The sequence below is a fragment of the Pseudomonas sp. HLG18 genome, assembly GCF_051903985.1.
GTDB lineage: Bacteria > Pseudomonadota > Gammaproteobacteria > Pseudomonadales > Pseudomonadaceae > Aquipseudomonas > Aquipseudomonas fluorescens_BT.
Genome location: NZ_CP195831.1, coordinates 5,855,720 through 5,879,798 on the forward strand (window position 1 = coordinate 5,855,720; position 24,079 = coordinate 5,879,798).

A 24,079-nucleotide genomic window follows, 5' to 3' on the forward strand; every position below is an offset into this window, starting at 1 on the left:
GTCTGTTGCCGCCCGCTCCCTGAAGGGAGCGAGCGCCCTTGAGGGTTAGAAACTCATGTCCACCTTGGTCCAGAGCGTGCGCCCCGGTTCATTGATCGCTTGCGGATCGTTGGCCGGGTAGCCGAACCCAGCGTTGCCCGCCAGGTTCAGGTGTTCGGCGTAAGCCTTGCCGAACAGGTTGTCGACGCCGGTACTGACCTTCCAATTCTTGTTGATCCGATAGGCACCGTTGAGCGAGAACACGCCGAAGCCTGAACTCTTGTCGTAATCCTTGCCGACCACGTTGCCCTTGTTCTGGTCGATACGGTTTTGCGCGGCAACCACCCTCCACAGTGCACCGGCGCTCCAGTTGTCTTCGCTGTAGGTCAGGCCGAAACGTGCATCCAGCGGCGGCATCTGCGGCAAGGCCTTGCCGTCGCTGCTGTTCTTGCCCCAGGCGTAGGCCAGGGTCGCATCGGCTTTCCAGTGGTCGGTGAGTTTGTAGGCGGCACCGAGTTCACCGCCCATGATCCGCGCGTCAATGTTCTCGGCGCGGGAGGTGCTCATGCCCATCATCGTCGGGGTGTAGTCGAACAGGATGTAGTCGCGCACCACGCCGATGTAGCCCGAGGCCCAGGCTTCCAGGTCGGCGTCCTTGTAGTTCACGCCGAAGTCCAGCTGAGTGGTCTTTTCCGGTTTGATCGAATCGAACGCATTGACCGAACCCGCCGGGCCGGACTTGGGCGAAAACAGTTCCCAGTAATCCGGGAATCGTTGTGCGTGGCCGAGGCCGGCGTAGAGCGTGGTCGGGCTGTCGGCGAGGTCATGCTCGTAACGGATGAAGCCACTCGGCAGGGTGTCGGCTCGGGTATCGCCGGCAGTCGGATTCGGGCGAGACATCATTCCCGAGCCGATGCTCTGCCGGTAATCCTTGGCCGAGGCTCGGTCGACCCGGGCGCCGGTAATCAGCCGGTCGCGGTCGGCGGCGTACCAGGTCATCTCGCTGAACACCCCGTAGTTATGGAAGTCGGCGTCCTTGGTGTACGGCTGATCCTTGTAGGTATCGATGCCCATGCCGCTGCGCTGACGGTGTTCGTTGGTCTGCGCATCGAGCCCGGTGATCAGCTGGATGTCGGCCCAGCGCCAGGTGGCCTTGATCCGTGCGCCGAGGGTGCGACGGTCGACGTTGGACGCCATGGGACCTGCCATCATCCCGGTGCCGGACGGCGTGCGCAGGGTGTAGTTGTCCATCACGTGGTCGGCGTAGTTGTAGTAGACCTGGGCTTCGAGCTTCTCCAGTACATCGGTGATGTTGGATTTTTCGAAGCGCAGACCGAGGCTTTCGCGCAGGAACTGTGAGCCGTCCATGCCGCGTCCGGCGTAGCGCGCTTCGCCGTCGCCCTTGCCGGCGGTGAGTTCGATCAGGGTGTCGGCATCGGGAGTCCAACCCAGCGCCACGTCGCCGTTCCACTTGTCATAACGCGAGGCAACGATGTCGTTGTTGCCGTCGCGGTAGTCGTCGGACTGCGCGGTGTTGCCGATCACCCGCACATAGCCCAGCGATCCGCCGGCCGCCGCATCGACGACTTTGTCGAAGCGGCCGTGGGAGCCCGCCAGCACGCTGGCATTCACGCGGGTACCGAGTTCGCCGAAGCTTTCCGGCTCGCGGTCGAACAGGATCGTGCCGGCCGAGGCGCCCGGTCCGTAGAGCACGGTTTGCGGGCCTTTGATCACGGTGAGTTTGTCGTAGGTCTCGGGCGATATGTACGAGGTCGGCGCGTCCATCCGGCCGGGGCAGGCACCGAGCATCATGCTGCCGTTGGTGAGAATGTTAAGACGCGAACCGAACATCCCGCGCAGCACCGGATCACCGTTGGTGCCGCCGTTGCGCACCAGGGCGAAGCCGGGAATGGTCTTCAGGTAGTCGCCACCGTCGCTGGCCGGCACCGGTTGGCGCGGGTCTTTCGGATTGGTGACGATGGTCAGCGGCGAGCTCGGGGCGATGGCGGTGATCACCGTCGGGCTCAGTTCGTCAGCATGGCCGGTGTGTTCATCGGCGTGGACCAGCGGGGACAGCAGGACGCCGCAAAGGACGGCGGTAGCGTGCCTGAAACGAACGCGGGATTCGTTCAGGGCAAAGGACGCCGGGGCACAACCCGGGCGTGGGACAGCAGAAAACCTGGACATGACAATTTCCATCAAACAGTCGTAAACGACACGGCCGGCAGCCTGAAGCTGTCTTCTCAACCGTGTGCAATCAGAGGTGGGTGTTTACGCTGCGACGGGCGGGGCGCGGGTGCGGGCGCCGGGGAAGAAGGTCTGCCGGGCATGGCCCAGACGCGGGGAGGGTGGGGTGAAGGTGTTGACGAGTGGAATGCTGAAAGTGGCGAAGCTGCCGCCGCCGGTCAGCGCCGGGCAATTGAACAGCAGGCTGCAATAGCCGCACTTTTCCCACAGCACGTGGTGCGAGGATTGCGGCGGGCAATGTTCCGCCGAGGGCTGTGCACCGTGCCCGGAATGATCCATGCCCGGCATGTCCATCGACATGTCCATGCTCATCGGCATGGAGGTCGAGGCGTGCTGATCCATCGGCATCGACTGGGAAATCAGCGGGCCGATGAAGATCATCAACATGGCGAACAGGGCGATCCAGCTGCCGCGGGTCAGGTGTTCAGTCTGACGGCGTTGCACGGACGACCTGGCGCTGCGCGGGCGCATGGGCGGAGTCTGCCGAAGGGGTTACTGGGCGTGCGCGTGTTCCGGCATGTCCTGCGGTGGTTTCTTCTGCACGGCGACTTCGACGGTCACGTTACCGGCCTTTTCGAAGTGCAGGGTCAGCGGGAAGCGCTTGCCGTCGGTGAGCAGACTGCGGTCGCTCGGATTCATCAGCATCACGTGATAGGCCATCGGCGCAAAGGTCACGTTGCCACCGGCCGGGATCGCCACGTTCGGCACCTGTTGCATCTTCATCAGGTCGCCCTGCATCACGTGCTCGTGCAGTTCGGCCGTCGGGGCGATGGGCGAGTCGACACTGAGCAGGCGGTCAGCCGTCTTGCCACCGTTGTGAATGATGAAATACGCGGCAACGGTCGGCGCATTCGGCGGCAGTTCCTGCGACCACGGGTGGGCGATTTCCAGCTCGCCGGCCTTGTATTCGTGGGCATGGGCGAAGCACGCAGGCAGCAACAGCGCAGCGATGACGATGAATTTGTTCAACATGGCAGTTCTCCAGAACGATTTGAAACGCAGGTCAAATGCGGGAACAAATCAAACCAGAGGAGAGGCGCGGGGATTGAGGCTCGGCCATTGCTGGCGCGGTGTCGGAGTTTGCAGCAAGGCGGGCGCTACGCTGCGATTGCTTTCGTATTGGGCGAAATACAGCTGCGGCGAATGCCCCGGCAACGCCACCACCGGCGCCGATCCGGAACAGCACCAGCAATGCTGCATGGTCGAATGACTGTCACCGCTCTGCGGCGCTTTCTGATCGAGGCTGCCGATGTCGATCGCCACCATCTTCGTCCCGCTGCCGGTGCAGAAACTGCTCCACAGCAACTGCTCGGCCGGCGTCTGCGCCGCCTGCGCCATCGCTCCCGTCAACGGCATGGCGAGCATGTTGAACAGCACTGCAAAGCAGGCGATCCAGGCAAATGCGAGCCGGTGGCGGTTCATGGGACAGGTCCGTAGGGTGGGCGATCAGGCGCGGCTATTTAGCCTGATCAGGGCCGATAAGTAAAAAAGCGTCGTGCGGTTTGGTGTCGCAGAGGATTCACCCTGCTACGGCATGCAACCGCAAACCCAGCGCCTTCATGACTTTCATGATAGTCGCGAATTCCGGATTTCCAGTGCTGCTGAGCGCTTTATAAAGGCTTTCGCGACCGAGGCCTGCATCTCGTGCAACCTGGGTCATGCCTTGGGCGCGGGCAATGTCATTAAGTGCTGCACGGATGAGAACGCCGTCGCCAGCATCTTCGTCAAAACAAGCGTCCAGGTAAGCCGCCATTTCCTCGGGCGTTTTAAGAAACTCTGCAGCGTCGAAGCGGGTGAATTTTTCGGTCATGACTTACTCCTCATTACCGATGCTTTGCGCCATCCGGATGGCGCGTTTGATATCTCGTTTTTGTGTCGACTTGTCACCTCCCAGCAGTAGCATATAAATCACGTCACCTCTACGTGTGAAGTACATCCTGTAGCCGGGACCGTAATGAACACGCATTTCATAAACGGCACTGCCAACGAACTCGCAATCACCCATGTTTCCATGCTCTGCACCTCGAATTCTGGCGATGATGCGAGCTTTGCCATTGGTGTCTTTCATCGAGTCGATCCAATCGGCAAATGCAGGGGATCGTTCAAATTCGATCATGTCGAAATCGTATTCCTTGGGATACAGACTGACAAGCCGCATTTATCTTGAGCGCTGCAGTGCGCTTCAAGAATTTGCTCGCTGCAAATCTGTGGGGATTAAAGGAATCGAAATCTTGGCGTGAGGTGGCAAGAACGAACAGTCAGCTGCTTCCTGAAAATTTGCCGGTCAAATCAAGGATTAGCTCGAAATCAGGAATTATCTGACGTGGAGAGGGCTTTCAGGACTTCAGACGTACTCATGAATTCCCGATCAACCCCCGCCAACTCCGGCCGCTTCAACACCATCACCGGTACCCCAAGCTCCCGCGCCACCTCCAGTTTCGGCTCGGTCGCGGTGCTGCCGCTGTTCTTGCTGATCAGCACGTCGATCTGCCGGCGTTCGAACAGTGCCCGCTCATCTTCCAGCAGAAAGGGGCCACGGGCGCCGATGACTTCGCAGCGTTCGTTGCCGGGGTAGACGTCGAGGGCGCGCAGGGTCCAGAACTGGTGCGCGGGGATTTCATCAAGGTGTTGCAGCGGTTCGCGGCCAAGGGTGAACAGGGGGCGGCGGAAGGGTTCGAGGGCGGTGATCAGTTCGGCCCAGTCGGCGACTTCGCGCCAGTCATCGCCCGGTTGCGGTTGCCACGCCGGGCGGCGCAGGGCCCAGCAGGGGATGCCGGTGAGTTGCGCAGCGGTGGCGGCGTTCCGGCTGATTTGTGCGGCGTAGGGGTGGGTCGCGTCGAGCAGCAGATCGATGCCCTCGTCGCGAATGAACTGCGCCAGACCTTCGGCGCCACCGTAGCCGCCGACGCGCACCTGACACGTCAGATCGGTCGGGACCCGGCCGACGCCGGCCAGGCTGTAAATGTGTTCCGGCCCCAAAGTACGAGCGATGGCCAGGGCTTCAGTCACGCCGCCCAGCAACAAAATCCGTTTCATGTAAAAGCCCCCGCATGGCCAACGATGCCGCCCTGACGATCAATCGCAAACACCTCGACCTGCACCTGAGCCGGCACCACGCTGCGGGCGAATGCCAGAGCATGGCGGCAAACTTCATCACCGAGGGCAACACCCGCCGCACTGGCCATCGCCAATGCCTGCTGACTGGTGTTCGCCCCGCGAATGGCTTGCTGCAAGGTGTCGTCGGCGCCAATCGCCGCCGCCCATTCGGCCAGTTGCGGCAGGTCGATGCTCGAGTGGCGCGAGTGCAGGTCCATGTGCCCGGCTGCCAGTTTGCTGATCTTGCCGAAGCCACCGCACAGGCTGAGTTTATCCACAGGCACTTTGCGCAGGTGCTTGAGCACGGCGCCGACGAAGTCGCCCATTTCGATCAGGGCGATTTCCGGCAGGTTGTAGACCCGGCGCATGGTGTCTTCGCTGGCGTTGCCGGTACAGGCGGCGATGTGCAGGTAGCCGTTGGTTTTCGCCACGTCGATGCCTTGATGGATCGAGGCGATGTACGCCGCGCAGGAAAACGGCCGGACGATGCCGCTGGTGCCGAGGATCGACAGCCCGCCGAGAATGCCCAGACGGGGGTTCATGGTTTTCAGCGCCAGGGCTTCGCCACCCTCGACGTTGACCGTCACTTCGAAACCGCCGTTATAGCCGGTTTCTTCGGCGAGCAGCGTCAGGTGATCGCTGATCATCTTGCGCGGCACCGGGTTGATCGCCGGTTCGCCGACGGCCAGCACCAGTCCCGGGCGGGTGACGGTGCCGACACCTTTACCGGCGATGAAGCGAATTCCCGGCTCGTCGATCAGTTGCACACGGGAGTAGAGCAGGGCGCCGTGAGTCACGTCCGGATCATCGCCCGCATCTTTGATCGTCCCGGCTTCCGCGCCGTCATCGGTCAGCCGGCAGAACTCCAGACGCATCTGCACCTGCTTGCCCTTGGGCAACACGATCTGCACGGCGTCCGCCACCGCTCCGCCGAGCAGCAGGCGGGCGGCAGCAAGGCTGGTGGCCGTGGCGCAGCTGCCGGTGGTCAGGCCGCTGCGCAGGGGCGCGGGTTGTTCGGCGGTTTCGTCACGCATCGAGGGGTTTGACCAGATCGAGCAGGGTGATCGGCAAGGCCTGGCGCCAGGTGTCGAACTCGCCCAGCGGCTGCGCCTGGGCGATGTGGATGCGGGTCAGCTCGCCGCCGTGGCGATCGCGCCAGCTCATCAAGGTCATTTCGCTTTGCAGGGTCACGGCGTTGGCGACCAGCCGGCCACCGGGTTTGAGTTGCTCCCAGCAGGTGTCGAGCACGCCTTCGCGGGTCACGCCGCCGCCGATGAAAATGGCGTCCGGACGTTCCAGCCCGACGAGGGCCTGTGGTGCGCTGCCGCGAATCAGTTGCAGGCCGGGAACACCCAAGGCGTCGCGGTTGTGTTCGATCAACTGCTGTCGGCCGTCATCGGCCTCGATGGCCAGCGCGCGGCAACTTGGATGAGCACGCATCCACTCGATACCGATCGAGCCGCTGCCGGCGCCGACGTCCCACAGCAGTTCGCCCGGTGTCGGGGCGAGGCGGGCGAGGGTTATGGCGCGCACGTCGCGTTTGGTCAGTTGGCCGTCATGCTGGAAGGCCGAGTCCGGCAGACCGGCGAGGCGGGACAGGCGTGGTGTCTGCGGATCGGCCAGGCATTCGATGGCGATCACGTTGAGGTCGGCAATGAGCGGATCGTTCCAGTCGTTGGCGGTGCCGTCGATCCGGCGCTCGGCGTTGCCACCCAGATGTTCCAGAACACTCAGGCGACTGGCGCCGAATCCACGCTCGCGCAGCGATGCCGCAACGGCGGCCGGGCTCTGACCGTCATTGCTCAGCAGCAACAGGCGCACGCCGCTGGACAACTGTGCATTCAGGGCGGCCAACGGTCGTGCCACCAAGGACACGATCACCACCTCCTGCAACGGCCAGCCCAGTCGGGCAGCCGCCAGCGAGCACGAAGACGGCGCCGGCAGAACCAGCATCTCGGTCCCCGGCACCTGCCGCGCCAGACTCGCGCCGACGCCGTAGAACATCGGATCACCGCTGGCCAGCACGCACACCGCTTCCCCGCGACGCTCGAGCACCGGGGCCAGGGAAAACGGGCTCGGCCACAACTGGCGCTCGCCACGGATGCACACCGGCAACAGATCCAGCTGACGCTGACCGCCGATGATCCGCGAAGCGCCCATCAGGGCGCGCCGGGCATTCTTGCCCAGGCCCTTGAAGCCGTCTTCACCGATTCCTACTACTGTCAGCCAGGGTGACATCTGTAGCCTCTCAAAAAAGTGTCCGCAAACGCGCCGTTCCGACGGGCAGACTTTTCATGCCGTCGGACAAAGCAGGCATAATACCGCGCCTTCGCCCGCGAAGCGCCTTTCCCACAGAGCTGCCAGCCCTTGAACGAACGTCCGATGTCCAACGCCATACGCCCCTCGGCCTGTCCGGGGTTGCTGCGTATCGTCCAGGCGCTGGATGGCGGGATCTGCCGGATCAAGCTCGATGGCGGTTCGATCACGGCCGACCAGACCGATGCGGTGGCCAATGCCGCCGAGCGGTTTGCCGGTGGGGCGATCGAGGCGACCAACCGGGGCAATCTGCAGATTCGCGGGATCGGCGAGCAGTCCGCTGCGCTGATCGACAGCCTGCTGGCTGCCGGTCTCGGGCCGCGAACCGCAGCGGGCGACGACGTGCGCAACCTGATGCTCAGCCCCGCCGCCGGCATCGACCCGCAGTTGCGCTTCGATACCCGCCCATTGGCCGGGCAGATTCTCGAGACCCTGCAAAGCCATCCGCGCTTCCACGAGCTGAGTGCCAAGTTCGCCGTGCAACTGGACGGTGGCGAGGCGCTGGCGATGCTCGAACATCCCCATGACCTCTGGTTGTCGGCATTCGAAGATCACGGCGATACGCTGCTGGCGTTCGGCCTGGCGGGTTGCCCGACGGATCGACCGCTGGCCGCCGTGGCGCTTGCGGACGGACACGCGCTGGTGGCCGCGGTGCTGGAACTGTTCCTCGATCTGGCACGACCGGAGCAGACGCGAATGCGGCATCTGCTGGATGAATGTCCGGCACCGGTGTTCCTCGAAAAACTCGGTCAGCGGATCAGTCTGCAAAACGTCGGCGACTGGCAACGTGAAACTGTGCCGGAGGGCTTGCACATCGGCATTCATCCTCAGCAATCGGCCGGTCAGGTCTATGTCGGTGCCGCACCGGCGCTCGGCCGCCTCGATCCGGACATGCTGCGTGGCGCCGCGCAATTGGCCAGAGCCTTTGGCGACGGCAGCCTGCGTTTCACCCCTTGGCAGAGTCTGTTGCTGCCCGATGTGCGGGAAACCGATGCGGTTCAAGTGCTCGACGAATTGGGCAGGCTGAACCTGCTGACCCATGTCGAAGATCCTTTGGCGCGCCTGATCGCCTGCACCGGCGCCAACGGCTGCGGCAAAGGTCTTGCCGACACCAAACAAGATGCCCGCCGTCTGGCTACGCTGTTGCCGCACGCCGTGGATGTGCACCTGTCCGGCTGCTCGCGTTCCTGCGCCGCCGCACACCGGGCTGCGGTGACTCTGCTGGCGGTGGGCCCCGGTCACTACGATCTCTATTTTCGCGATGCAGCGCTGCCGGGTTTTGGCGCGCTGCACGCCCACAACCTTACTATCGAAGCGGCCGCGGCCCTGCTCGCCGCCCGCTCACGGAGCCCCCTTGATGCTTGATTACATCCGCGACGGTCAGGAGATCTATCGCAACTCCTTCGCGATCATTCGCAGCGAGGCCAACCTGGCGCGCATCCCGGCCGATCTGGAAAAACTCGCGGTGCGGGTGATCCACGCCTGCGGCATGGTCGAGGCCATCGACGGGCTGCAATTCTCCGAAGGCGCCGGCAAGGCCGGGCGCGATGCGCTGGCCGCTGGCGCGCCGATCCTGTGCGATGCGCGGATGGTTTCCGAGGGCGTGACCCGTGCGCGCCTGCCGGCCAACAACGAAGTGATCTGCACCCTGCGTGATGACAGCGTGCCGGAGCTGGCGCGTGAACTGGGCAACACTCGCTCGGCAGCGGCGCTGGAACTGTGGCGCCCGCATCTGGAAGGCAGCGTGGTGGTGATCGGCAACGCGCCGACTGCGCTGTTCTATCTGCTGGAAATGCTCGACGCCGGCGCTCCGAAACCGGCGCTGATCCTCGGCTTCCCGGTGGGCTTCGTCGGCGCTGCCGAATCCAAGGCCGAGCTGGCCGCCAACAGCCGTGGCGTGCCGTTCGTGATCATGCAGGGCCGCCTCGGCGGCAGCGCCATGGCCGCCGCTGCGGTCAATGCCCTCGCCACGGAGATCGAATGATGCAGGCTAAAGGACGTTTGATTGGTCTGGGCGTCGGCCCCGGTGATCCGGAACTGATTACCGTCAAGGCCCTGCGCCTGCTGCGCGAATCGCCGGTGGTGGCGTACTTCGTGGCCAAGGGCAAGAAGGGCAACGCGTTCGGCATCATCGAAGCGCATCTGCAGGACGCGCAGAATCTGCTGCCGCTGGTGTACCCGGTGACCACCGAAGTGCTGCCGGCGCCGCTGTCCTACGAACAGGTGATCAGCGATTTCTACGATGACGCTGCCGAGGAAGTGGCCGCGCACCTGGACGCCGGTCGCGATGTGGCGGTGATCTGCGAAGGTGACCCGTTCTTCTACGGCTCCTACATGTACCTGCACGATCGCCTGGCCAGCCGTTACGAAGCCGAAGTGGTGCCGGGCGTCTGCTCGATGCTCGGCGGCGCTTCGGTGCTGGGCGCGCCGCTGGTGTATCGCAACCAGAGCCTGTCAGTGCTGTCCGGCGTGCTGCCGCATGAGGAGCTCAAGCGCCGTCTGGCCGATGCTGACGCGGCGGTGATCATGAAGCTGGGGCGCAACTTCCCGAAAGTACGCGACGTGTTGGCAGAACTGGGCCTGGCCGAGCGTGCGCTGTACGTCGAGCGCGCCACCATGGCCAACCAGAAGATTGTGCCGCTGGATGAGGTCGAGCCGATGTCGTCGCCGTACTTCTCGCTGATCATTGTGCCCGGCGAACGGTGGCAAGGCTGATGACTCATTCCACACCGGCCATCGTCATTCTCGGCCAGGGCGCACTGGCCACGGCCCGTCGCCTGCAACAGGTTTATCCGGCTGCGCAGATTCACGGCCTCTGCGGACGCGTCGAAGGTGCCGATCAGACTTACAGCGAGTTCAGCACGACCCTGCGTGAGCTGTATCAACAGGACACGCCGATCATTGCCCTGTGCGCGGCCGGCATTGTCATTCGAACCCTGGCGCCGCTATTGCTGGAAAAAGGCGTCGAGCCACCGGTGCTCGCCGTGGCTGAAGACGGCAGCGCCGTGGTGCCGTTGCTCGGCGGCCTCGGCGGGGTGAATGTCATGGCCCGCGAAATCGCTTCTGTGCTTGAAGTGGCAGCGGCGATCACCACCAGCGGCGAATTGCGTTTCGGCACTTGCCTGCTCAACCCGCCCGGCGGTTACGCGCTAGGCGATCTGGAGCAGGGCAAACGTTTTGTCTCTGATCTGCTCGCCGGCCACAGTGTGCGCATCGATGGTGCTGCGCCGTGGCTTGAGCAGGCGCAACTGCCGGAAGATCCACTGGCACAGCGTTCGATTCATGTGGGCAGCGATGCCCGCATGGCGAGCGCCAGTGAGTTGCTGATTTATCCACGCAGCGTGGCGGTGGCGGTCGGTTCAGACGTGACTGACCTGCCGGGCACGATTCGCGGTGCGTTGCAGCAGGCCGGGGTGGCGATTCGATCGCTGGCCTGTCTGGTGGCGGCGGACGTTCAGATGGCCAGTCCGGCCTTGCGTGAAGCTGCGCTCGAGCTGGCGGTGCCGCTGCGCTTTGTTGCGCCAGCGAATGACATCGGTGAGCTGGCTCGCGATGCAGTCCCTGACGCTCGAATCATCACAACATCCCACGATATAGCCATCGCCGTGGCCGAACAGCCGCTGGATGTTTCGCAGGTCGGTCGTCCGCGCGGACGTCTGGCTGTCATCGGCCTTGGCCCAGGTGCGGCGGAGCTGATGGTGCCGGCGGTGAAAGCCGAGCTCGCTCGAGCCACCGATGTGCTCGGCTACGAAACCTACGTGCGCATGGCCGGTCCGTTCCGCGACGATCAGGTGCAGCACTGCACGGACAACCGCGAAGAAATGCAGCGTGCCCGTCATGCCTTCAGGCTGGCCGCTGAGGGCCGTTCGGTGATCGTCGTTTCTTCGGGTGATCCGGGCGTGTTCGCCATGGCGGCGGCGGTGCTCGAAGCGTTGCACGAATCGACGGATCCGGCGTGGCACAGCGTCGATCTGGAAATCCTGCCGGGTGTTTCCGCCTCGCTGGCCACCGCTGCTCAGGCCGGTGCGCCGCTGGGTCACGACTTCTGCGTGATGTCGCTGTCGGACAACCTCAAGCCGTGGTCGATCATCGAAAAGCGTCTGGATCTGGCCGCCGAAGCCGATCTGGCATTGGCGTTCTACAACCCGATCTCCCGCGCCCGGCCATGGCAGTTGGGGCGCGCACTGGAAATCGTCGCGCAACACCGTGTGCCGCAGACACCGGTGGTGCTGGGCCGTGATATCGGTCGTCCGGGACAGACGTTGCGGGTGACGACACTCGGCGCATTGACACCGGATCAGGTGGACATGCGCACCATGGTGCTGGTGGGATCCTCCACGACCTGCACTTTTCCACGGGCTGCCGGTGGGGAGTGGGTGTACACGCCGCGCTGGTATGGCGAGAAACCCGATAGCTGAGAAATGAAAAAGCGGCCCTTCGGAGCCGCTTTTTCATTTCCGGGGTGGCAGGTCAACCAAGATAACCCTTCACCCCGGTAAAGATGATCTGCGCAGCCAGGGCACAGACAAACAATCCCATGAGCCGGCTGACGATCTGTAACCCCTGATCGCCGAGAATCCGCTCGATTCGATTCGACAGATACAACACCACGCCGACGGTAAAACTGGCGAGTGCGATGCTCATGATCGCGATCAGCTTGTCATCCCAGTGCGGCTGGCTGACGCCCATCACCAGCAGCGCACCGATCGTGCCGGGGCCGACGGTCAGCGGGATGGTCAGCGGGACGATGGTCACGTCCTGCTGCACATTGTCGGCCTGCACCGCCGACTTGCCCTGCGCCATGCCCAGCGCCGAGATGAAGAGCACGCTGCCGGCACCGATGCGGAAAGCATCCACGGTGATGCCGAACACGTCGAAGATCACTCGCCCGAACAGGTACAGCAACACGCTCGATACCAGGGTGGCGATCGCAACTTTCCAGGCCAGGCGCCGTTGTTCCTTGCGCGAATAACCCCGGGTCAGGCTGATGAAGCAGGACAACACGAAGAACGGGCTGTAGAGCACCAGCATCTTCAGGTAAACGCTGAACAACACATGGAGCATGATGGAAACTCGCGCCGACGAAAGTTGAACGGAGTCTATCAGGCGGATCTGGCGTCATCACGGCAAGATCCGTTGAGAAAGTGAGCGCTCGCCAGGTTCAGGGCGTTCGTGCCGCCGTGCGATTGTGTTGATCACGCTGAGCTACCCAGTGCTCGATCAGCTCGCGCAGTTGCGACAGTTCCACCGGTTTGGCCATGTGCCCGTCCATGCCGGCCTGGCGCGCACGCTCCTTGTGTTCGGCAAGGATGTGCGCGGTCAGCGCGACGATCGGCGTACGGATACGCTGATTGCCGACCTCCCAGGCCCGCAGTTGCTGGGTGGCGGAGAAGCCATCGAGGATCGGCATTTCGCAATCCATCAGCACCAGGTCGTAGCGCTGGGCCTTCATGGCCTGCAAGGCTTCTTCGCCATTGCTGGCGGTGTCCGGTTGCAGGTTGAGCTTGCCGAGCATGCCTCGGATCACCTTGGTGGAAATCGTATTGTCTTCGGCGACGAGGATGCGGAAGTCGCTCGGAACCTTGACGGCCGTGGCCGGGCCGGTCGCTTGTGGCTGGAACACCGCCTGGCCGCGGTTGCGCTGGTTCAGCTCGTCGGCCAGCGTGGTCTTGAGGGTATAACCGGCCACCGGTTTGGCCAGGATGCGCTTGATCCCCGAGTTGCGCGCGATGATCTTGCTCGGCGCATTGCTGATGCCGGTGAGCATGATCAGCAGGATGTCGTGGTTCAGGCTCGGGTCTTCCTTGATCTTGGCGGCCAGTTGCATGCCGGTCATGCCGGGCATGTTCTGGTCCAGCAGGACCACGTCGAAATAGTCGCGCAGATGCGCCTTGGTACGCAGCAGGGCCAGCGCTTCCTTGCCTGACGGCACGGCGCTGACGTTCAGGCCCCAGGCGCTGCACTGTTGCACCAGCACCTTGCGACAGGTTTCGTTGTCGTCGACCACCAGCACCCGCGCCCCTTGCAGCGGGCTGTCGAGATCGGAGGTCGGGTGCTCCAGGCGATCGGGATCCAGCGGCAGGGTCAGCCACAGTGTGCTGCCCTGAGTGCCACCGCTCTTGATGCCGAACTCGCCGTGCATCAGGCGAATCAGTTGCCGTGCGATCACCAGCCCGAGATTGCCGCCCAGTCGGTTGGCCGACAGGAAATGCTTGCTGTGGAGCTCGGCGTGCATCAGCGCATCGCGCTCTTCCTGATCCATCGGCTGACCGCTGTCCTGCACGGCAATGCGCAGGCGTGGCCCGGCCCTGCGCTCATCGAGGGCGACCACGACCAGTACTTCGCCTTCCTCGGTTTTCTTCAGGGCGTTTTCCAGCAGGCTCAGCAAGGTCTGGCGCAGGCGCGTCGGATCACCGCTGATGACCCGGGGTACCTGCGGCTGGATGAAGCTGATCAATTCGACGCTCTGCTGTTCGGCCTTCGCCCGATAGATGCTCAGGCAATCGTCGATCAAGGCGTTGAGGTCGAACTGCACGTCGTCCAGCTCGATCTGGCCAGATTCGAGCCGGGAGATGTCGAGGATCTCGTTGATCAGGGTCAGCAGTTCGTTGCCGGCGCTGTGGATGGTCTGCACGTAGTCCCGTTGCTTGACCGACAGCGGCGTGCCGAGCAGCAGTTCGGTCATGCCCAGCACGCCGTTCATCGGGGTGCGGATCTCGTGGCTGATCTTGGCCAGGAATTCGGCTTTGGCGTTGATTTCGGCGTTGCTCGCGGCGAGGTCGCGGCTGATGCTGAAACGGCTTTCGGTGATGCTGCGCTGGCGTTCGCCCAGGGCGATGCTCATCAGCAGCCCGCTGATGCAGATGAACCCCATCAGCGTCATGATCAGGCCTTGCGGCGCCACCAGGGTCAACCCCAACAAGGCCGGGAGGATGATCAGCGTACCGATGTTGAACACCACCATCGCGGCGACGAACAACCGGGCAGGGCGGTAGCCTTTCTGCCAGTGGTAGAACCCCACCAGCAACATGCTCAGGCCCGCCAGGGCCACCAGTGCATAGGTAATGATGTTCAGCGGCAAGGTGTTTACGAACAACAGCAGCAGGCTGCAAATCACGATGAACAGAATGTCGCCCAGCAACAGCTTGTTCAGCGGATGTTCGCCGAGCGGAGCGAAAAATCGGTAGGCGAACATCAGTCCGGACGGGGCGGTCAGCAGCAGGGCCAGATAGGCGCCGGGGGTCTGGATCGCGTGCCAGTTCGGCAGCCATGGGCCGGCCAGGTTGAGCAACAGCAACAGGCTCAGGGTCAGCAGGCCTTCACACACTGCCAGCCACAGACTGCTGCGCGAGCGGGTGTAGGCGTAGCGGATCAGGTTGTGCAGGATCAGCATGCCGAGGCAGCCGAACAGCAAGCCGTAGATCAGCGTCTGGTTATGATTGGCCGCGCCCATCACCGCCGATTGCAGAGTGATGTACGGACGCAACTGGTGATCGGAGACCATTCGCAGGTAGATGTCGAGAGTCTTGTCGCTTTGCGGCAATGGCAACAGAAAGTCAGTGCTGGGCAGCGGACGTTCGGCCTGGGCCTGCCCGGTCCCGGTTTCCCGTTGTTCGATCAGTCGCTCGCCGTCCAGGACGTACAGATTGAGGTGCGACAGGTCGGGGGCAAAGATTCGCAGCACTTGTTCGTGCTTGCCGGGGGCCAGTTTGAAGCGCAGCCATAGTGCGCCATCGGGTTCGGCCGCGGTGAGGCGGTCAAGCTCGATGGGGCTGAATTGATTGGTGTAGCGGGAGGAGCGGATATCGCTCAGCTGGAGGTTGCCCTGATCGTCGAGCAATATCGACCAGCCACTGCCTTGCGCGGCCTGGGCCGGAAGCATGCAGAGCAAGGTCAGCAAGGTGACGGTGAAGCCTATGGCAATCCTGAGCCAGCGCACGGCGAAATCCCTTCGTAGGTTGATGCCAGAATATAACGATGCGCAGCGTCGGAACAGTCCGGCAAGGGCGATGAGCCCCTGCCGGAAACACAGCGTAGCTTATTAGCGGGTTTCGCCGCGTTCACGGGCAATGGCGCGGTAGCCAATGTCGGTGCGGTAGAAGCAGCCTTCCCAGTCGATGGCCTTGGCCAGCTTGTAGGCTTGCTCCTGAGCGGCACCTACGCTGGCGCCCATGGCGGTAGCGCACAGCACCCGACCGCCGGCTGTCACGACGTTGCCGTCCTTGAGCGCGGTGCCGGCATGGAAGACCTTGCCTTCCAGAGCCGCTGCCGCGTCCAGGCCGTTGATCGTCGAGCCCTTGGCGTAATCGCCCGGGTAACCGCCGGCCGCCAGCACGATGCCGACGCTCGGGCGTGGATCCCACTGGGCTTCGACCTTGTCCAGGGCCTGGGCCAGCGCTGCTTCGACCAGCAACACCAGGCTCGACTGCAGACGCAGCATCACCGGTTGGGTTTCCGGATCGCCGAAACGGCAGTTGAACTCGATGACCTTCGGATTGCCGGCCTTGTCGATCATCAGACCGGCGTACAGGAAACCGGTGTAGACGTTGCCTTCGTCGGCCATGCCGCGCACGGTCGGCCAGATCACCTGGTCCATCACGCGCTGGTGCACGTCGGCGGTGACCACCGGGGCCGGGGAGTAGGCGCCCATGCCGCCGGTGTTCGGGCCGCTGTCGCCGTCGCCGACGCGTTTGTGGTCCTGGCTGGTGGCCATCGGCAGGACGTTCTTGCCGTCGACCATGACGATGAAGCTGGCTTCTTCGCCGTCGAGGAATTCCTCGATCACGACGCGGGAACCGGCGTCGCCGAAGGCGTTGCCGGCGAGCATGTCGCGCACGGCGTCTTCGGCTTCGGCCAGGGTCATGGCGACGATCACGCCTTTACCGGCGGCCAGGCCGTCGGCCTTGATCACGATTGGTGCGCCTTTTTCACGCAGGTAAGCCAGGGCCGGCTCGATCTCGGTGAAGTTCTGGTAGTCGGCGGTCGGGATCTTGTGGCGAGCCAGGAAATCCTTGGTGAAGGCTTTCGAGCCTTCCAGCTGTGCGGCACCCGCCGTCGGTCCGAAGCAGTCAAGGCCACGGGAGCGGAACAGATCGACGACGCCGGCGACCAGCGGGACTTCCGGGCCGACGATGGTCAGGGAAACGTTCTTCTCGGCGAAGTCAGCGAGTTGCTCAAGGGCCAGCACGTCGATGGCGACGTTCTCGCACTTGGCTTCAATCGCGGTGCCGGCGTTGCCCGGTGCGACGAAAACTTTCTGCACACGCGGATCCTGAGCCACTTTCCAGGCCAGGGCGTGTTCGCGGCCACCGCTGCCAATGATCAAAACATTCATTTCAAAACCTCGGATGACGCTAATTCTGTTTTAGAACCTGAAGCGCTTCACGCTCCAGGAGGTCGCAATGAAGCCGGTAGATGCAAGGCGGAGTCGACCTCGGTGAGCGGAGTTGCCTTTTGGCAATGAGCATCATCGAGGTCGGCTCCAACGCAGCAGATGCCGGCTTCAGTGCGGCCGTTGTCGGATTAGTGACGGAAGTGGCGCATTCCGGTGAATACCATGGCGATACCGGCTTCGTCAGCAGCAGCAATCACTTCGGCATCACGCATCGAGCCACCCGGCTGGATCACCGCAGTGATACCGACCTTGGCCGCATTGTCCAGACCGTCGCGGAACGGGAAGAACGCGTCGGACGCCATCACCGAACCAGCCACTTGCAGACCGGCGTGCTCAGCCTTGATCGCAGCGATACGCGCCGAGTTTACGCGGCTCATCTGGCCGGCGCCGACACCGATGGTCTGACGGTTCTTGGCGTAGACGATGGCGTTGGATTTAACGTACTTGGCCACTTTCCAGGCGAAGATCAGGTCGTTGATTTCCTGTTCGGTCGGGGCGCGCTTGGTCACCACTTTCAGGTCGTCGGCGCCGATCATGCCGATGTCGCGGCTCTGTACCAGCAGGCCGCCGTTGACGCGCTTGTAGTCCCAGGCCGGAACGCGATCGGCCGACCACTCGCCGCAGGCCAGCAGGCGTACGTTGGCCTTGGCAGCAACGATGGCGCGGGCTTCTTCGCTGACGCTTGGGGCGATGATCACTTCAACGAACTGACGCTCGACGATCGCCTTGGCGGTTTCGGCATCCAGTTCACGGTTGAAGGCGATGATGCCGCCGAACGCCGATTCGGTGTCAGTGGCGTAGGCCAGTTCGTAGGCCTGACGAATGCCGCCTTCGGCGTCCGGGCTCACGGCCACGCCGCACGGGTTGGCGTGCTTGACGATCACACAGGCCGGTTTGACGAAGCTCTTCACACATTCCAGCGCGGCGTCGGTGTCGGCCACGTTGTTGTACGACAGCTCTTTACCTTGCAGCTGGGTCGCGGTGGCGATGCCGACTTCGGCCGGTTTGGCTTCAACGTAGAACGCCGCGCTCTGGTGCGGGTTCTCGCCGTAGCGCATTTCCTGGGCCTTGATGAACTGGCTGTTGAAGGTGCGTGGGAATTCGCTGCGACCTTCGGTGCTCAGGGTCTCGGCAGCCTGGTTCACGGTGCCCATGTAGTTGGCGATCATGCCGTCGTAGGCGGCAGTGTGTTCGAATGCCTTGAGCATCAGGTCGAAACGCTGAGCGTAGGTCAGGCCGCCAGCCTTGAGGTTTTCCAGAACGTTGGCGTAGTCGCTGGCATTCACCACGATGGCCACGTCTTTGTGGTTTTTCGCTGCCGAACGGACCATGGTCGGGCCGCCGATGTCGATGTTCTCGATGGCGGTCGGCAGGTCGCAGCCTGGCTTGCTGATGGTGGCTTCGAACGGGTACAGGTTGACGGCTACCAGATCGATCGGCTTTATGCCGTGCTCGTTCATGATGGCGTCATCGATACCGCGACGACCGAGGATCCCGCCGTGGATTTTCGGGTGCAGGGTTTTCACCCGACCGTCCATCATTTCCGCGAAACCGGTGTAATCCGCGACTTCCACTGCGGCCACGCCGTTGTCCTGCAGCAGTTTGAAGGTCCCGCCGGTGGAAAGGATTTCCACGCCCAGGGCTTCCAGCTCCCTGGCGAATTCGAGGATCCCGGTCTTGTCGGAAACACTGATCAAGGCGCGGCGGATCGGCAGGCGGGTAGTCTGGTCGGTCATCTCAATTTCCATCAAAAGCAAGGGAAGTCAGCAAAAAAGGCGACCGGTTTTACGCGGGCGCCTTTCTGGTTGGATTGAATGCTTACAGCAGGTCGTACTGCTTGAGTTTCTTGCGCAGCGTGCCGCGGTTGAGTCCGAGCAGCTCGCTGGCCTTGGTCTGGTTGCCCTTGACGTAGTTCATCACGCTTTCGAGCAGGGGAGCCTCGACTTCGGAGAGCACCAGGTTGTACACGTCCGTGACGGCTGCGCCCTCAAGGTGGGCGAAATAATTGTGCAGCGCCTTCTCGACACTCCCGCGAAGGGTCTGGCCTTCTTCGCTCGGGGTATTGAGGTGCTGTTTCAAATTCACGTTGTCGCTCACGGGTGTTGTTCCACTCACTAAAGTCTCGGTCATCATCGTCATGCGGCCACCCCTTCTCCGTCCCCTGTCAGGCTCTTGTAACGTTCGGCGAAGAACTCCCGAACGTTGGCGCATTGTGTTTCCGTACCATCCAAACGATTGAAACGGGCGCGAAACTCCTTGGCGCCCGGCAAGGTTGCGAGATACCAGCCCACATGCTTTCGGGCAATGCGTACGCCCATCACATCCCCATAAAAGGCGTGGAGGGCAGCCAGATGCTCAAGCAGAATGCGTTCCACCTCGATCAGTTCCGGCGCCGGCATTTTCTCGCCGGTACGCAGGAAGTGTTCGATCTCACGAAAAATCCATGGCCGCCCCTGGGCAGCCCGGCCGATCAACAGGCCATCGGCACCGGTCGCGTCGAGCACGTAGCGGGCCTTTTCCGGCGATACGATGTCGCCGTTGGCAAAGACCGGAATCGACACCGCCTGCTTGATCGCGGCAATGGTGTCGTACTCGGCTTCGCCGGTGTACAGGTCGGCGCGGGTGCGGCCATGCACCGCCAGCGCCGTGATCCCGGCCTGCTCGGCGATCTTCGCCACGGTCAGGCCGTTCTTGTTGTCGCGATCCCATCCGGTGCGGATCTTCAGGGTTACCGGCACATCAACCGCAGCCACGACGGCGTGCAGGATCTCGGTAACCAGTGCTTCATCCTTCAGCAACGCGGAGCCGGCAGCCTTGTTGCAGACCTTTTTCGCCGGGCAACCCATGTTGATGTCGATAATCTGTGCGCCCAGTTCGACGTTGGCCCGGGCTGCATCCGCCAGCATCTGCGCGTCGCCACCGGCAATCTGCACCGAGCGTGGCTCGGGATCGCCTTCGTGGATCATGCGCATGCGCGACTTGCGGGTATTCCACAAGCTCATGTCACTGGTGACCATTTCCGAGACTACAAGCCCTGCGCCCAAACGCTTGCACAACTGACGAAAGGGCTGGTCGGTGACACCCGCCATGGGGGCGAGGATCAAGCCGTTCTGCAATGTATATGGGCCGATGCGTACCGCCGACATAGGACTTCCCTGAAGTGGGGCCGGATCATGAGAGTTCGAAAAAGGGTTGGCATGATACCCGCTCTCGATGACTGGATAAAGGCTGAATTGAACAAAATCTGAACAGCCATTTCGTTATTGCCGACGGTTTGGTCGTGCCGGGCAAAGTCAGAAAACTGCCGTCAATCCTGAAGCAGTGGAGCGTTCTACTCGGGGGAGTGGAAACTCAGACTGTAGTTCACCGCTTTCGGTCCGGGATCGAGGATGTCCAGGGCGATGTGGATGGGCGTCTGCGGGGGCATTTCCGCCATGCCTTCGAGATCGCCATTGAGGTACTCGCCGGGCTTGAAGCGCCGGCTGGCGATCAGGTGTCCGTTGAGGTCGGCAAAGCGCAACTCCAGCAACGGAAAAGGCTGCGAGAAGGGTGCGCGGTTATAAATGATCGCATCCACCACCAGCGCACCGCTGAATTCCGGGTGGCTGCGCACCACCAGGTTGCTGCTCTTGATCTTGGCGATATCGACCTTGGACGGCACCGTGCAGCCGATCTGCGGGCACAGTTGCTGGAACCACGGGCGGTACTGGTCCTGGCGGGCCAGTTCGTCGAAGTGATAGCTGATGTACTGGCCGGCGAGACCGCCGGCGGCCAGTAGCACCAGCAACAGCCAGAGCAGGCGCCGGCCCCAGGGCGAGCGACGCTTCTGCCAGTCCAGTTGCAGCGGATCGTCGGTCAGATCCTGCAGGACTTCGGCACGTACGCCGGGTTCGTCACGTTCGCGCTTTTTGCGGGATGGTTCGACCGTCGGCAGATCGTCATCGATTTCCGTGCTCGCCGACAGGCGCTCGTGGCGCGCTGCCGGATCGATCGGGTCATGCAGGCGCAACTGCGGAATGGCTGGCTCGTCATCGAGGTCGACCGGCTCCAGCGACAGTGAAGGTTCGGTGCGTTCCGGTTTCACCGGTTCGAAATCGGCGGGATCGCTGGCGTGTTCAGGCTCGACGATCCGTTCATTTGCCGGTTTGCTGAAAAGGCTGTCCGACCAAGGCTCGTCATCCGGCTCGTGGTCGTCACGGCGAGCGCTGAGGGATTCTTGGCGCGCACCGCCGAATTCGGTGGTCGGCTGGATTTCCCGCTGCTCGAGACGAGCCAGCTCTTCATCGAGATCCAGGCTGTCGAGATCCAGCTCGGCAGCGCTCCACTGCTTCTGGCTGATGGCGCGAGGTTCAGGTGGTTCGATGGGGTCGGGTTGTCTGGCGACGACCGGTGCTTCGGTTGCCGGTGCCGGTTCTGTGATGGCTGGCGCCGTCGGCGTGACTGCTTCCTTGCCTGCGCGTTGTTCGAGCAGCTGCTTGGCGGCGTTGAACACTTGCAGGCAGGAGCCGCAACGAACCACCCCGCGGGCCACGCTCAATTGAGTATGGCTGACGCGGAAACTGGTTTGGCAATGCGGGCACTGGGTGACGAAGCTGTCGGTCATGCGGCGATCCGGATTGAGCAGGCGGTCATTCTAGCGCCGACAGCCAGTGATGCGCACCCAGCCATCGCGATTGGCGATCGGGTCGAGATCGAAGTCCTGCGCGTAGGCGGCGGCGACTTCTTCGCCTTGTTCGGCGAGGATCCCGGACAGCGCCAGGCGTCCGCCGGACTTGACCAGGCCTGACAGCTGCGGCGCCAGGGATACCAGCGGGCCGGCCAGGATGTTGGCCACCAGTACGTCGGCTTTGACCTGTGGCAGGTCTTCCGGCAGATACAGCGGGAACAGTTCGTCGGCAATGCCGTTGCGCCCGGCGTTGTCGCGCGAAGCTTCCAGCGCCTGCACGTCGATGTCGGTGCCGACGGCTTCTTTCGCGCCGAGCAGCAGGGCGGCGATGGCCAGAATCCCCGAGCCGCAGCCGAAGTCCAGCACGTTGCAGTCTTTCAGATCCTGGCCGTCGAGCCATTCCAGGCACAGGGCGGTGGTCGGGTGGGTGCCGGTGCCGAAGGCCAGGCCCGGATCCAGCAGCAGGTTGACTGCATCGGGTTGCGGTGCGGCGTGCCAGCTCGGCACGATCCACAGACGCTGGCCGAATTGCATCGGCTGAAAGCCGTCCATCCAGCTGCGTTCCCAGTCCTGGTCTTCGATCACTTCGCTGTGGTGCTCGGGCAGCGGGCTGCCGGTCAGCAGTTCGAGATGGGCCAGTACCGGCGCCGCTTCGGTGCCGCCCTCGAACAGGGCCAGCAGGTGGGTGTGTGCCCACAGCGGGGTGGTATTGAGTTCCGGTTCGAAGATCGGCTGATCTTCAGCGTCCATGAAGGTCACCGAAACGGCGCCGACTTCAAGGAAAGCGTCTTCGTAGGTTTCGGCTTGTTCCGGGCTGATGGCCAGACGTACTTGCAGCCAAGGCATGGCGGGCACCTGTGAAAAAGATTGATTGCAGCCTAGCGGCCTGCGAGAAGCGCGCAAGTTTACGCGAGCTCGACGCTTTTGTGGGAGCGGGGAATGTGTGAGCAGATGAAACCTTCGGAAACAACAAAGCCGCCCGAAGGCGGCTTTGTCAGGTGCGGGCTGAAGCTTAGTGCTTCTCGCCAGCCAGCTTGTGCTCGAGGTAGTGAATGTTCACGCCCCCTTTGCAGAAGCCTTCGTCGCGGGTCAGGTCACGGTGCAGCGGGATGTTGGTCTTGATCCCGTCGACCACGATTTCGTCCAGGGCATTGCGCATGCGGGCCATGGCTTCGTCGCGAGTGGCGCCGTAAGTGATCAGCTTGCCGATCAGCGAGTCGTAGTTCGGCGGAACGGCATAACCGCTGTACAGGTGCGAATCGACGCGAACGCCGTTGCCGCCTGGTGCGTGGAAATGCTTGACCGTGCCCGGGCTCGGCATGAAGGTCTTTGGATCTTCAGCGTTGATCCGGCATTCCAGCGAGTGACCGCGGATGACCACATCATCCTGGGTATACGACAGCTTGTTGCCAGCGGCGATGCTGAGCATCTCCTTGACGATATCGATACCGGTGACCATTTCCGAAACCGGGTGCTCCACCTGAACACGGGTGTTCATTTCGATGAAGTAGAAACGACCGTTCTCGTACAGGAACTCGAAAGTGCCGGCGCCACGGTAGCCGATGTCGATGCACGCCTTGACGCAGCGAGCCAGGACTTCCTTGCGCGCGTTCTCGTCGATGCCCGGAGCTGGCGCTTCTTCGAGAACCTTCTGGTGACGGCGTTGCAGCGAGCAATCGCGGTCGCCCAGATGGATGGCGTTGCCCTGGCCGTCGGACAGAACCTGCACTTCGACGTGACGCGGGTTGGTCAGGAATTTTTCCAGATAGACCATCGGGTTGCCGAACGCCGCGCCTGCTTCGGAGCGGGTCAGTTTCGCCGAGGCGATCAGGTCTTCTTCCTTGTGCACCACGCGCATGCCGCGACCACCGCCGCCACCAGCGGCCTTGATGATCACCGGGTAGCCGACTTCGCGACCGATGCGCAGCGCCGTTTCTTCGTCTTCCGGCAGTGGGCCGTCGGAACCTGGAACGGTGGGAACGCCCGCTTCGATCATCGCGTGCTTGGCCGATACCTTGTCGCCCATCAGGCGAATGGTCTCGGCTTTCGGGCCGATGAAAGCGAAGCCGGAGTTCTCGACCTGCTCGGCAAAGTCGGCGTTTTCCGCGAGGAAGCCGTAGCCTGGGTGAATGGCGGTAGCGCCAGTCACTTCAGCGGCCGCGATGATTGCCGGGATGTGCAGGTAAGAGTGCGCGGCAGAAGCCGGGCCGATGCAGACGGATTCGTCTGCCAGACCCAGGTGCATCAGCTCTTTGTCGGCCTTGGAGTAAACGGCGACGGTCTTGATGCCCATCTCTTTGCAGGCACGCAGAATCCGCAGGGCGATCTCACCGCGGTTAGCGATCAGAACTTTTTCCAACTTCGCAGTCATCAAAGGCTCT

Annotated in this window: 22 protein-coding genes; 4 read left to right on the forward strand and 18 right to left on the reverse strand. The window is 62.8% G+C overall.

Annotated features, from left to right (window positions below; translation table 11 throughout):
• Positions 1-45 precede the first annotated feature (45 nt).
• The 9 genes from ACSPX5_RS26810 to cbiE all read right to left on the reverse strand — a co-directional run bounded on the left by ACSPX5_RS26810 (position 46) and on the right by cbiE (position 7,560).
• On the reverse strand, positions 46-2,166 hold the full coding sequence (locus tag ACSPX5_RS26810) for a TonB-dependent copper receptor (RefSeq protein ID WP_439820576.1): 2,121 nt from the start codon (positions 2,164-2,166) through the stop codon (positions 46-48).
• Between the two features lie 84 nt (positions 2,167-2,250).
• Positions 2,251-2,697, reverse strand: coding sequence for a DUF2946 domain-containing protein (locus ACSPX5_RS26815; RefSeq protein ID WP_439820577.1), 447 nt, complete (start codon positions 2,695-2,697; stop codon positions 2,251-2,253).
• 21 nt (positions 2,698-2,718) lie between these two features.
• Positions 2,719-3,198, reverse strand: a complete 480-nt coding sequence (locus tag ACSPX5_RS26820; RefSeq protein ID WP_439820578.1) for a copper chaperone PCu(A)C — start codon at positions 3,196-3,198, stop codon at positions 2,719-2,721.
• Positions 3,199-3,246: 48 nt separating this feature from the next.
• Positions 3,247-3,648: a DUF2946 domain-containing protein gene (locus ACSPX5_RS26825; protein WP_085701000.1), complete on the reverse strand. Its 402-nt coding sequence runs from the start codon at positions 3,646-3,648 to the stop codon at positions 3,247-3,249.
• 97 nt (positions 3,649-3,745) lie between these two features.
• The gene (locus ACSPX5_RS26830) at positions 3,746-4,036 is read right to left on the reverse strand and encodes an addiction module antidote protein (RefSeq protein ID WP_085609233.1); all 291 of its coding nucleotides are present in this window, start codon (positions 4,034-4,036) and stop codon (positions 3,746-3,748) included.
• A 3-nt stretch (positions 4,037-4,039) separates the two neighbouring features.
• A complete protein-coding gene (locus ACSPX5_RS26835) occupies positions 4,040-4,342 on the reverse strand; it encodes a type II toxin-antitoxin system RelE/ParE family toxin (RefSeq protein ID WP_439820579.1) in 303 nt (100 codons plus the stop codon).
• A 191-nt stretch (positions 4,343-4,533) separates the two neighbouring features.
• Positions 4,534-5,262 carry a cobalt-precorrin-6A reductase gene (locus tag ACSPX5_RS26840; RefSeq protein WP_439820580.1) on the reverse strand — a complete coding sequence of 243 codons (729 nt, stop codon included), beginning with the start codon at positions 5,260-5,262 and terminating at the stop codon, positions 4,534-4,536.
• The gene (locus tag ACSPX5_RS26845; protein ID WP_439820581.1) at positions 5,259-6,356 is read right to left on the reverse strand and encodes a cobalt-precorrin-5B (C(1))-methyltransferase; all 1,098 of its coding nucleotides are present in this window, start codon (positions 6,354-6,356) and stop codon (positions 5,259-5,261) included. The genes ACSPX5_RS26840 and ACSPX5_RS26845 overlap by 4 nt, the downstream gene beginning before the upstream one ends.
• A complete protein-coding gene (gene cbiE / locus ACSPX5_RS26850) occupies positions 6,349-7,560 on the reverse strand; it encodes a precorrin-6y C5,15-methyltransferase (decarboxylating) subunit CbiE (RefSeq protein ID WP_439820582.1) in 1,212 nt (403 codons plus the stop codon). The genes ACSPX5_RS26845 and cbiE overlap by 8 nt, the downstream gene beginning before the upstream one ends.
• A 144-nt stretch (positions 7,561-7,704) precedes the next feature.
• Between cbiE and cobG the strand changes: the two genes are divergently transcribed.
• Genes cobG through cobJ form a run of 4 tightly spaced genes read left to right on the forward strand, consistent with a single transcriptional unit; the run spans position 7,705 to position 12,056 of the window.
• A complete protein-coding gene (cobG, locus tag ACSPX5_RS26855; RefSeq protein ID WP_439820583.1) occupies positions 7,705-9,003 on the forward strand; it encodes a precorrin-3B synthase in 1,299 nt (432 codons plus the stop codon).
• Positions 8,996-9,622, forward strand: coding sequence for a precorrin-8X methylmutase (locus tag ACSPX5_RS26860; RefSeq protein ID WP_085609238.1), 627 nt, complete (start codon positions 8,996-8,998; stop codon positions 9,620-9,622). The genes cobG and ACSPX5_RS26860 overlap by 8 nt, the downstream gene beginning before the upstream one ends.
• A complete protein-coding gene (locus ACSPX5_RS26865) occupies positions 9,619-10,353 on the forward strand; it encodes a precorrin-2 C(20)-methyltransferase (RefSeq protein ID WP_425220352.1) in 735 nt (244 codons plus the stop codon). Before ACSPX5_RS26860 ends, ACSPX5_RS26865 begins: the two co-directional genes overlap by 4 nt.
• Complete coding sequence (gene cobJ / locus ACSPX5_RS26870; RefSeq protein ID WP_439820584.1) at positions 10,353-12,056, forward strand: precorrin-3B C(17)-methyltransferase; 1,704 nt, start codon at positions 10,353-10,355, stop codon at positions 12,054-12,056. The genes ACSPX5_RS26865 and cobJ overlap by 1 nt, the downstream gene beginning before the upstream one ends.
• A gap of 52 nt (positions 12,057-12,108) precedes the next feature.
• On the opposite strand, the gene ACSPX5_RS26875 is transcribed toward cobJ, so the two are convergent.
• The 9 genes from ACSPX5_RS26875 to accC form a co-directional block, all read right to left on the reverse strand.
• Entirely contained in the window at positions 12,109-12,702 is a 594-nt protein-coding gene (locus ACSPX5_RS26875) for a MarC family protein (RefSeq protein WP_119429392.1), read from the reverse strand.
• Positions 12,703-12,799: 97 nt separating this feature from the next.
• Positions 12,800-15,577: a hybrid sensor histidine kinase/response regulator gene (locus ACSPX5_RS26880; protein ID WP_323161500.1), complete on the reverse strand. Its 2,778-nt coding sequence runs from the start codon at positions 15,575-15,577 to the stop codon at positions 12,800-12,802.
• Positions 15,578-15,679: 102 nt separating this feature from the next.
• Positions 15,680-16,972 (reverse strand): phosphoribosylamine--glycine ligase, encoded by a 1,293-nt coding sequence (gene purD / locus ACSPX5_RS26885; RefSeq protein ID WP_169428678.1) that lies wholly within the window; start codon positions 16,970-16,972, stop codon positions 15,680-15,682.
• A gap of 188 nt (positions 16,973-17,160) precedes the next feature.
• Complete coding sequence (gene purH, locus ACSPX5_RS26890) at positions 17,161-18,768, reverse strand: bifunctional phosphoribosylaminoimidazolecarboxamide formyltransferase/IMP cyclohydrolase (RefSeq protein ID WP_169428679.1); 1,608 nt, start codon at positions 18,766-18,768, stop codon at positions 17,161-17,163.
• An 82-nt stretch (positions 18,769-18,850) separates the two neighbouring features.
• Positions 18,851-19,171, reverse strand: a complete 321-nt coding sequence (gene fis / locus ACSPX5_RS26895; protein ID WP_003186237.1) for a DNA-binding transcriptional regulator Fis — start codon at positions 19,169-19,171, stop codon at positions 18,851-18,853.
• Positions 19,168-20,178 (reverse strand): tRNA dihydrouridine synthase DusB, encoded by a 1,011-nt coding sequence (dusB, locus tag ACSPX5_RS26900; RefSeq protein WP_207865658.1) that lies wholly within the window; start codon positions 20,176-20,178, stop codon positions 19,168-19,170. The genes fis and dusB overlap by 4 nt, the downstream gene beginning before the upstream one ends.
• Before the next feature lie 185 nt (positions 20,179-20,363).
• A complete protein-coding gene (locus ACSPX5_RS26905; RefSeq protein ID WP_439820585.1) occupies positions 20,364-21,635 on the reverse strand; it encodes a DUF3426 domain-containing protein in 1,272 nt (423 codons plus the stop codon).
• Positions 21,636-21,665: 30 nt separating this feature from the next.
• Positions 21,666-22,544 (reverse strand): 50S ribosomal protein L11 methyltransferase, encoded by an 879-nt coding sequence (prmA, locus tag ACSPX5_RS26910; protein ID WP_439820586.1) that lies wholly within the window; start codon positions 22,542-22,544, stop codon positions 21,666-21,668.
• Between the two features lie 166 nt (positions 22,545-22,710).
• Positions 22,711-24,069, reverse strand: a complete 1,359-nt coding sequence (gene accC / locus ACSPX5_RS26915; protein WP_011332264.1) for an acetyl-CoA carboxylase biotin carboxylase subunit — start codon at positions 24,067-24,069, stop codon at positions 22,711-22,713.
• Positions 24,070-24,079 lie beyond the last annotated feature (10 nt).

What these genes read in the sequence shown, in the direction of transcription:
- ACSPX5_RS26830 (WP_085609233.1), bottom strand. Translation starts at nt 4,036, where the DNA reads ATGACCGAAAAATTCACCCGCTTCGACGCTGCAGAGTTTCTTAAAACG.
- ACSPX5_RS26810 (WP_439820576.1), bottom strand. Translation starts at nt 2,166, where the DNA reads ATGTCCAGGTTTTCTGCTGTCCCACGCCCGGGTTGTGCCCCGGCGTCC.
- ACSPX5_RS26815 (WP_439820577.1), bottom strand. Translation starts at nt 2,697, where the DNA reads ATGCGCCCGCGCAGCGCCAGGTCGTCCGTGCAACGCCGTCAGACTGAA.
- cbiE (WP_439820582.1), bottom strand. Translation starts at nt 7,560, where the DNA reads ATGTCACCCTGGCTGACAGTAGTAGGAATCGGTGAAGACGGCTTCAAG.
- ACSPX5_RS26820 (WP_439820578.1), bottom strand. Translation starts at nt 3,198, where the DNA reads ATGTTGAACAAATTCATCGTCATCGCTGCGCTGTTGCTGCCTGCGTGC.
- purH (WP_169428679.1), bottom strand. Translation starts at nt 18,768, where the DNA reads ATGACCGACCAGACTACCCGCCTGCCGATCCGCCGCGCCTTGATCAGT.
- ACSPX5_RS26825 (WP_085701000.1), bottom strand. Translation starts at nt 3,648, where the DNA reads ATGAACCGCCACCGGCTCGCATTTGCCTGGATCGCCTGCTTTGCAGTG.
- ACSPX5_RS26835 (WP_439820579.1), bottom strand. Translation starts at nt 4,342, where the DNA reads ATGATCGAATTTGAACGATCCCCTGCATTTGCCGATTGGATCGACTCG.
- cobG (WP_439820583.1), top strand. Translation starts at nt 7,705, where the DNA reads ATGTCCAACGCCATACGCCCCTCGGCCTGTCCGGGGTTGCTGCGTATC.
- prmA (WP_439820586.1), bottom strand. Translation starts at nt 22,544, where the DNA reads ATGCCTTGGCTGCAAGTACGTCTGGCCATCAGCCCGGAACAAGCCGAA.
- ACSPX5_RS26905 (WP_439820585.1), bottom strand. Translation starts at nt 21,635, where the DNA reads ATGACCGACAGCTTCGTCACCCAGTGCCCGCATTGCCAAACCAGTTTC.
- cobJ (WP_439820584.1), top strand. Translation starts at nt 10,353, where the DNA reads ATGACTCATTCCACACCGGCCATCGTCATTCTCGGCCAGGGCGCACTG.
- ACSPX5_RS26840 (WP_439820580.1), bottom strand. Translation starts at nt 5,262, where the DNA reads ATGAAACGGATTTTGTTGCTGGGCGGCGTGACTGAAGCCCTGGCCATC.
- fis (WP_003186237.1), bottom strand. Translation starts at nt 19,171, where the DNA reads ATGACGATGATGACCGAGACTTTAGTGAGTGGAACAACACCCGTGAGC.
- ACSPX5_RS26845 (WP_439820581.1), bottom strand. Translation starts at nt 6,356, where the DNA reads ATGCGTGACGAAACCGCCGAACAACCCGCGCCCCTGCGCAGCGGCCTG.
- purD (WP_169428678.1), bottom strand. Translation starts at nt 16,972, where the DNA reads ATGAATGTTTTGATCATTGGCAGCGGTGGCCGCGAACACGCCCTGGCC.
- ACSPX5_RS26865 (WP_425220352.1), top strand. Translation starts at nt 9,619, where the DNA reads ATGATGCAGGCTAAAGGACGTTTGATTGGTCTGGGCGTCGGCCCCGGT.
- accC (WP_011332264.1), bottom strand. Translation starts at nt 24,069, where the DNA reads ATGACTGCGAAGTTGGAAAAAGTTCTGATCGCTAACCGCGGTGAGATC.
- dusB (WP_207865658.1), bottom strand. Translation starts at nt 20,178, where the DNA reads ATGTCGGCGGTACGCATCGGCCCATATACATTGCAGAACGGCTTGATC.
- ACSPX5_RS26860 (WP_085609238.1), top strand. Translation starts at nt 8,996, where the DNA reads ATGCTTGATTACATCCGCGACGGTCAGGAGATCTATCGCAACTCCTTC.
- ACSPX5_RS26875 (WP_119429392.1), bottom strand. Translation starts at nt 12,702, where the DNA reads ATGCTCCATGTGTTGTTCAGCGTTTACCTGAAGATGCTGGTGCTCTAC.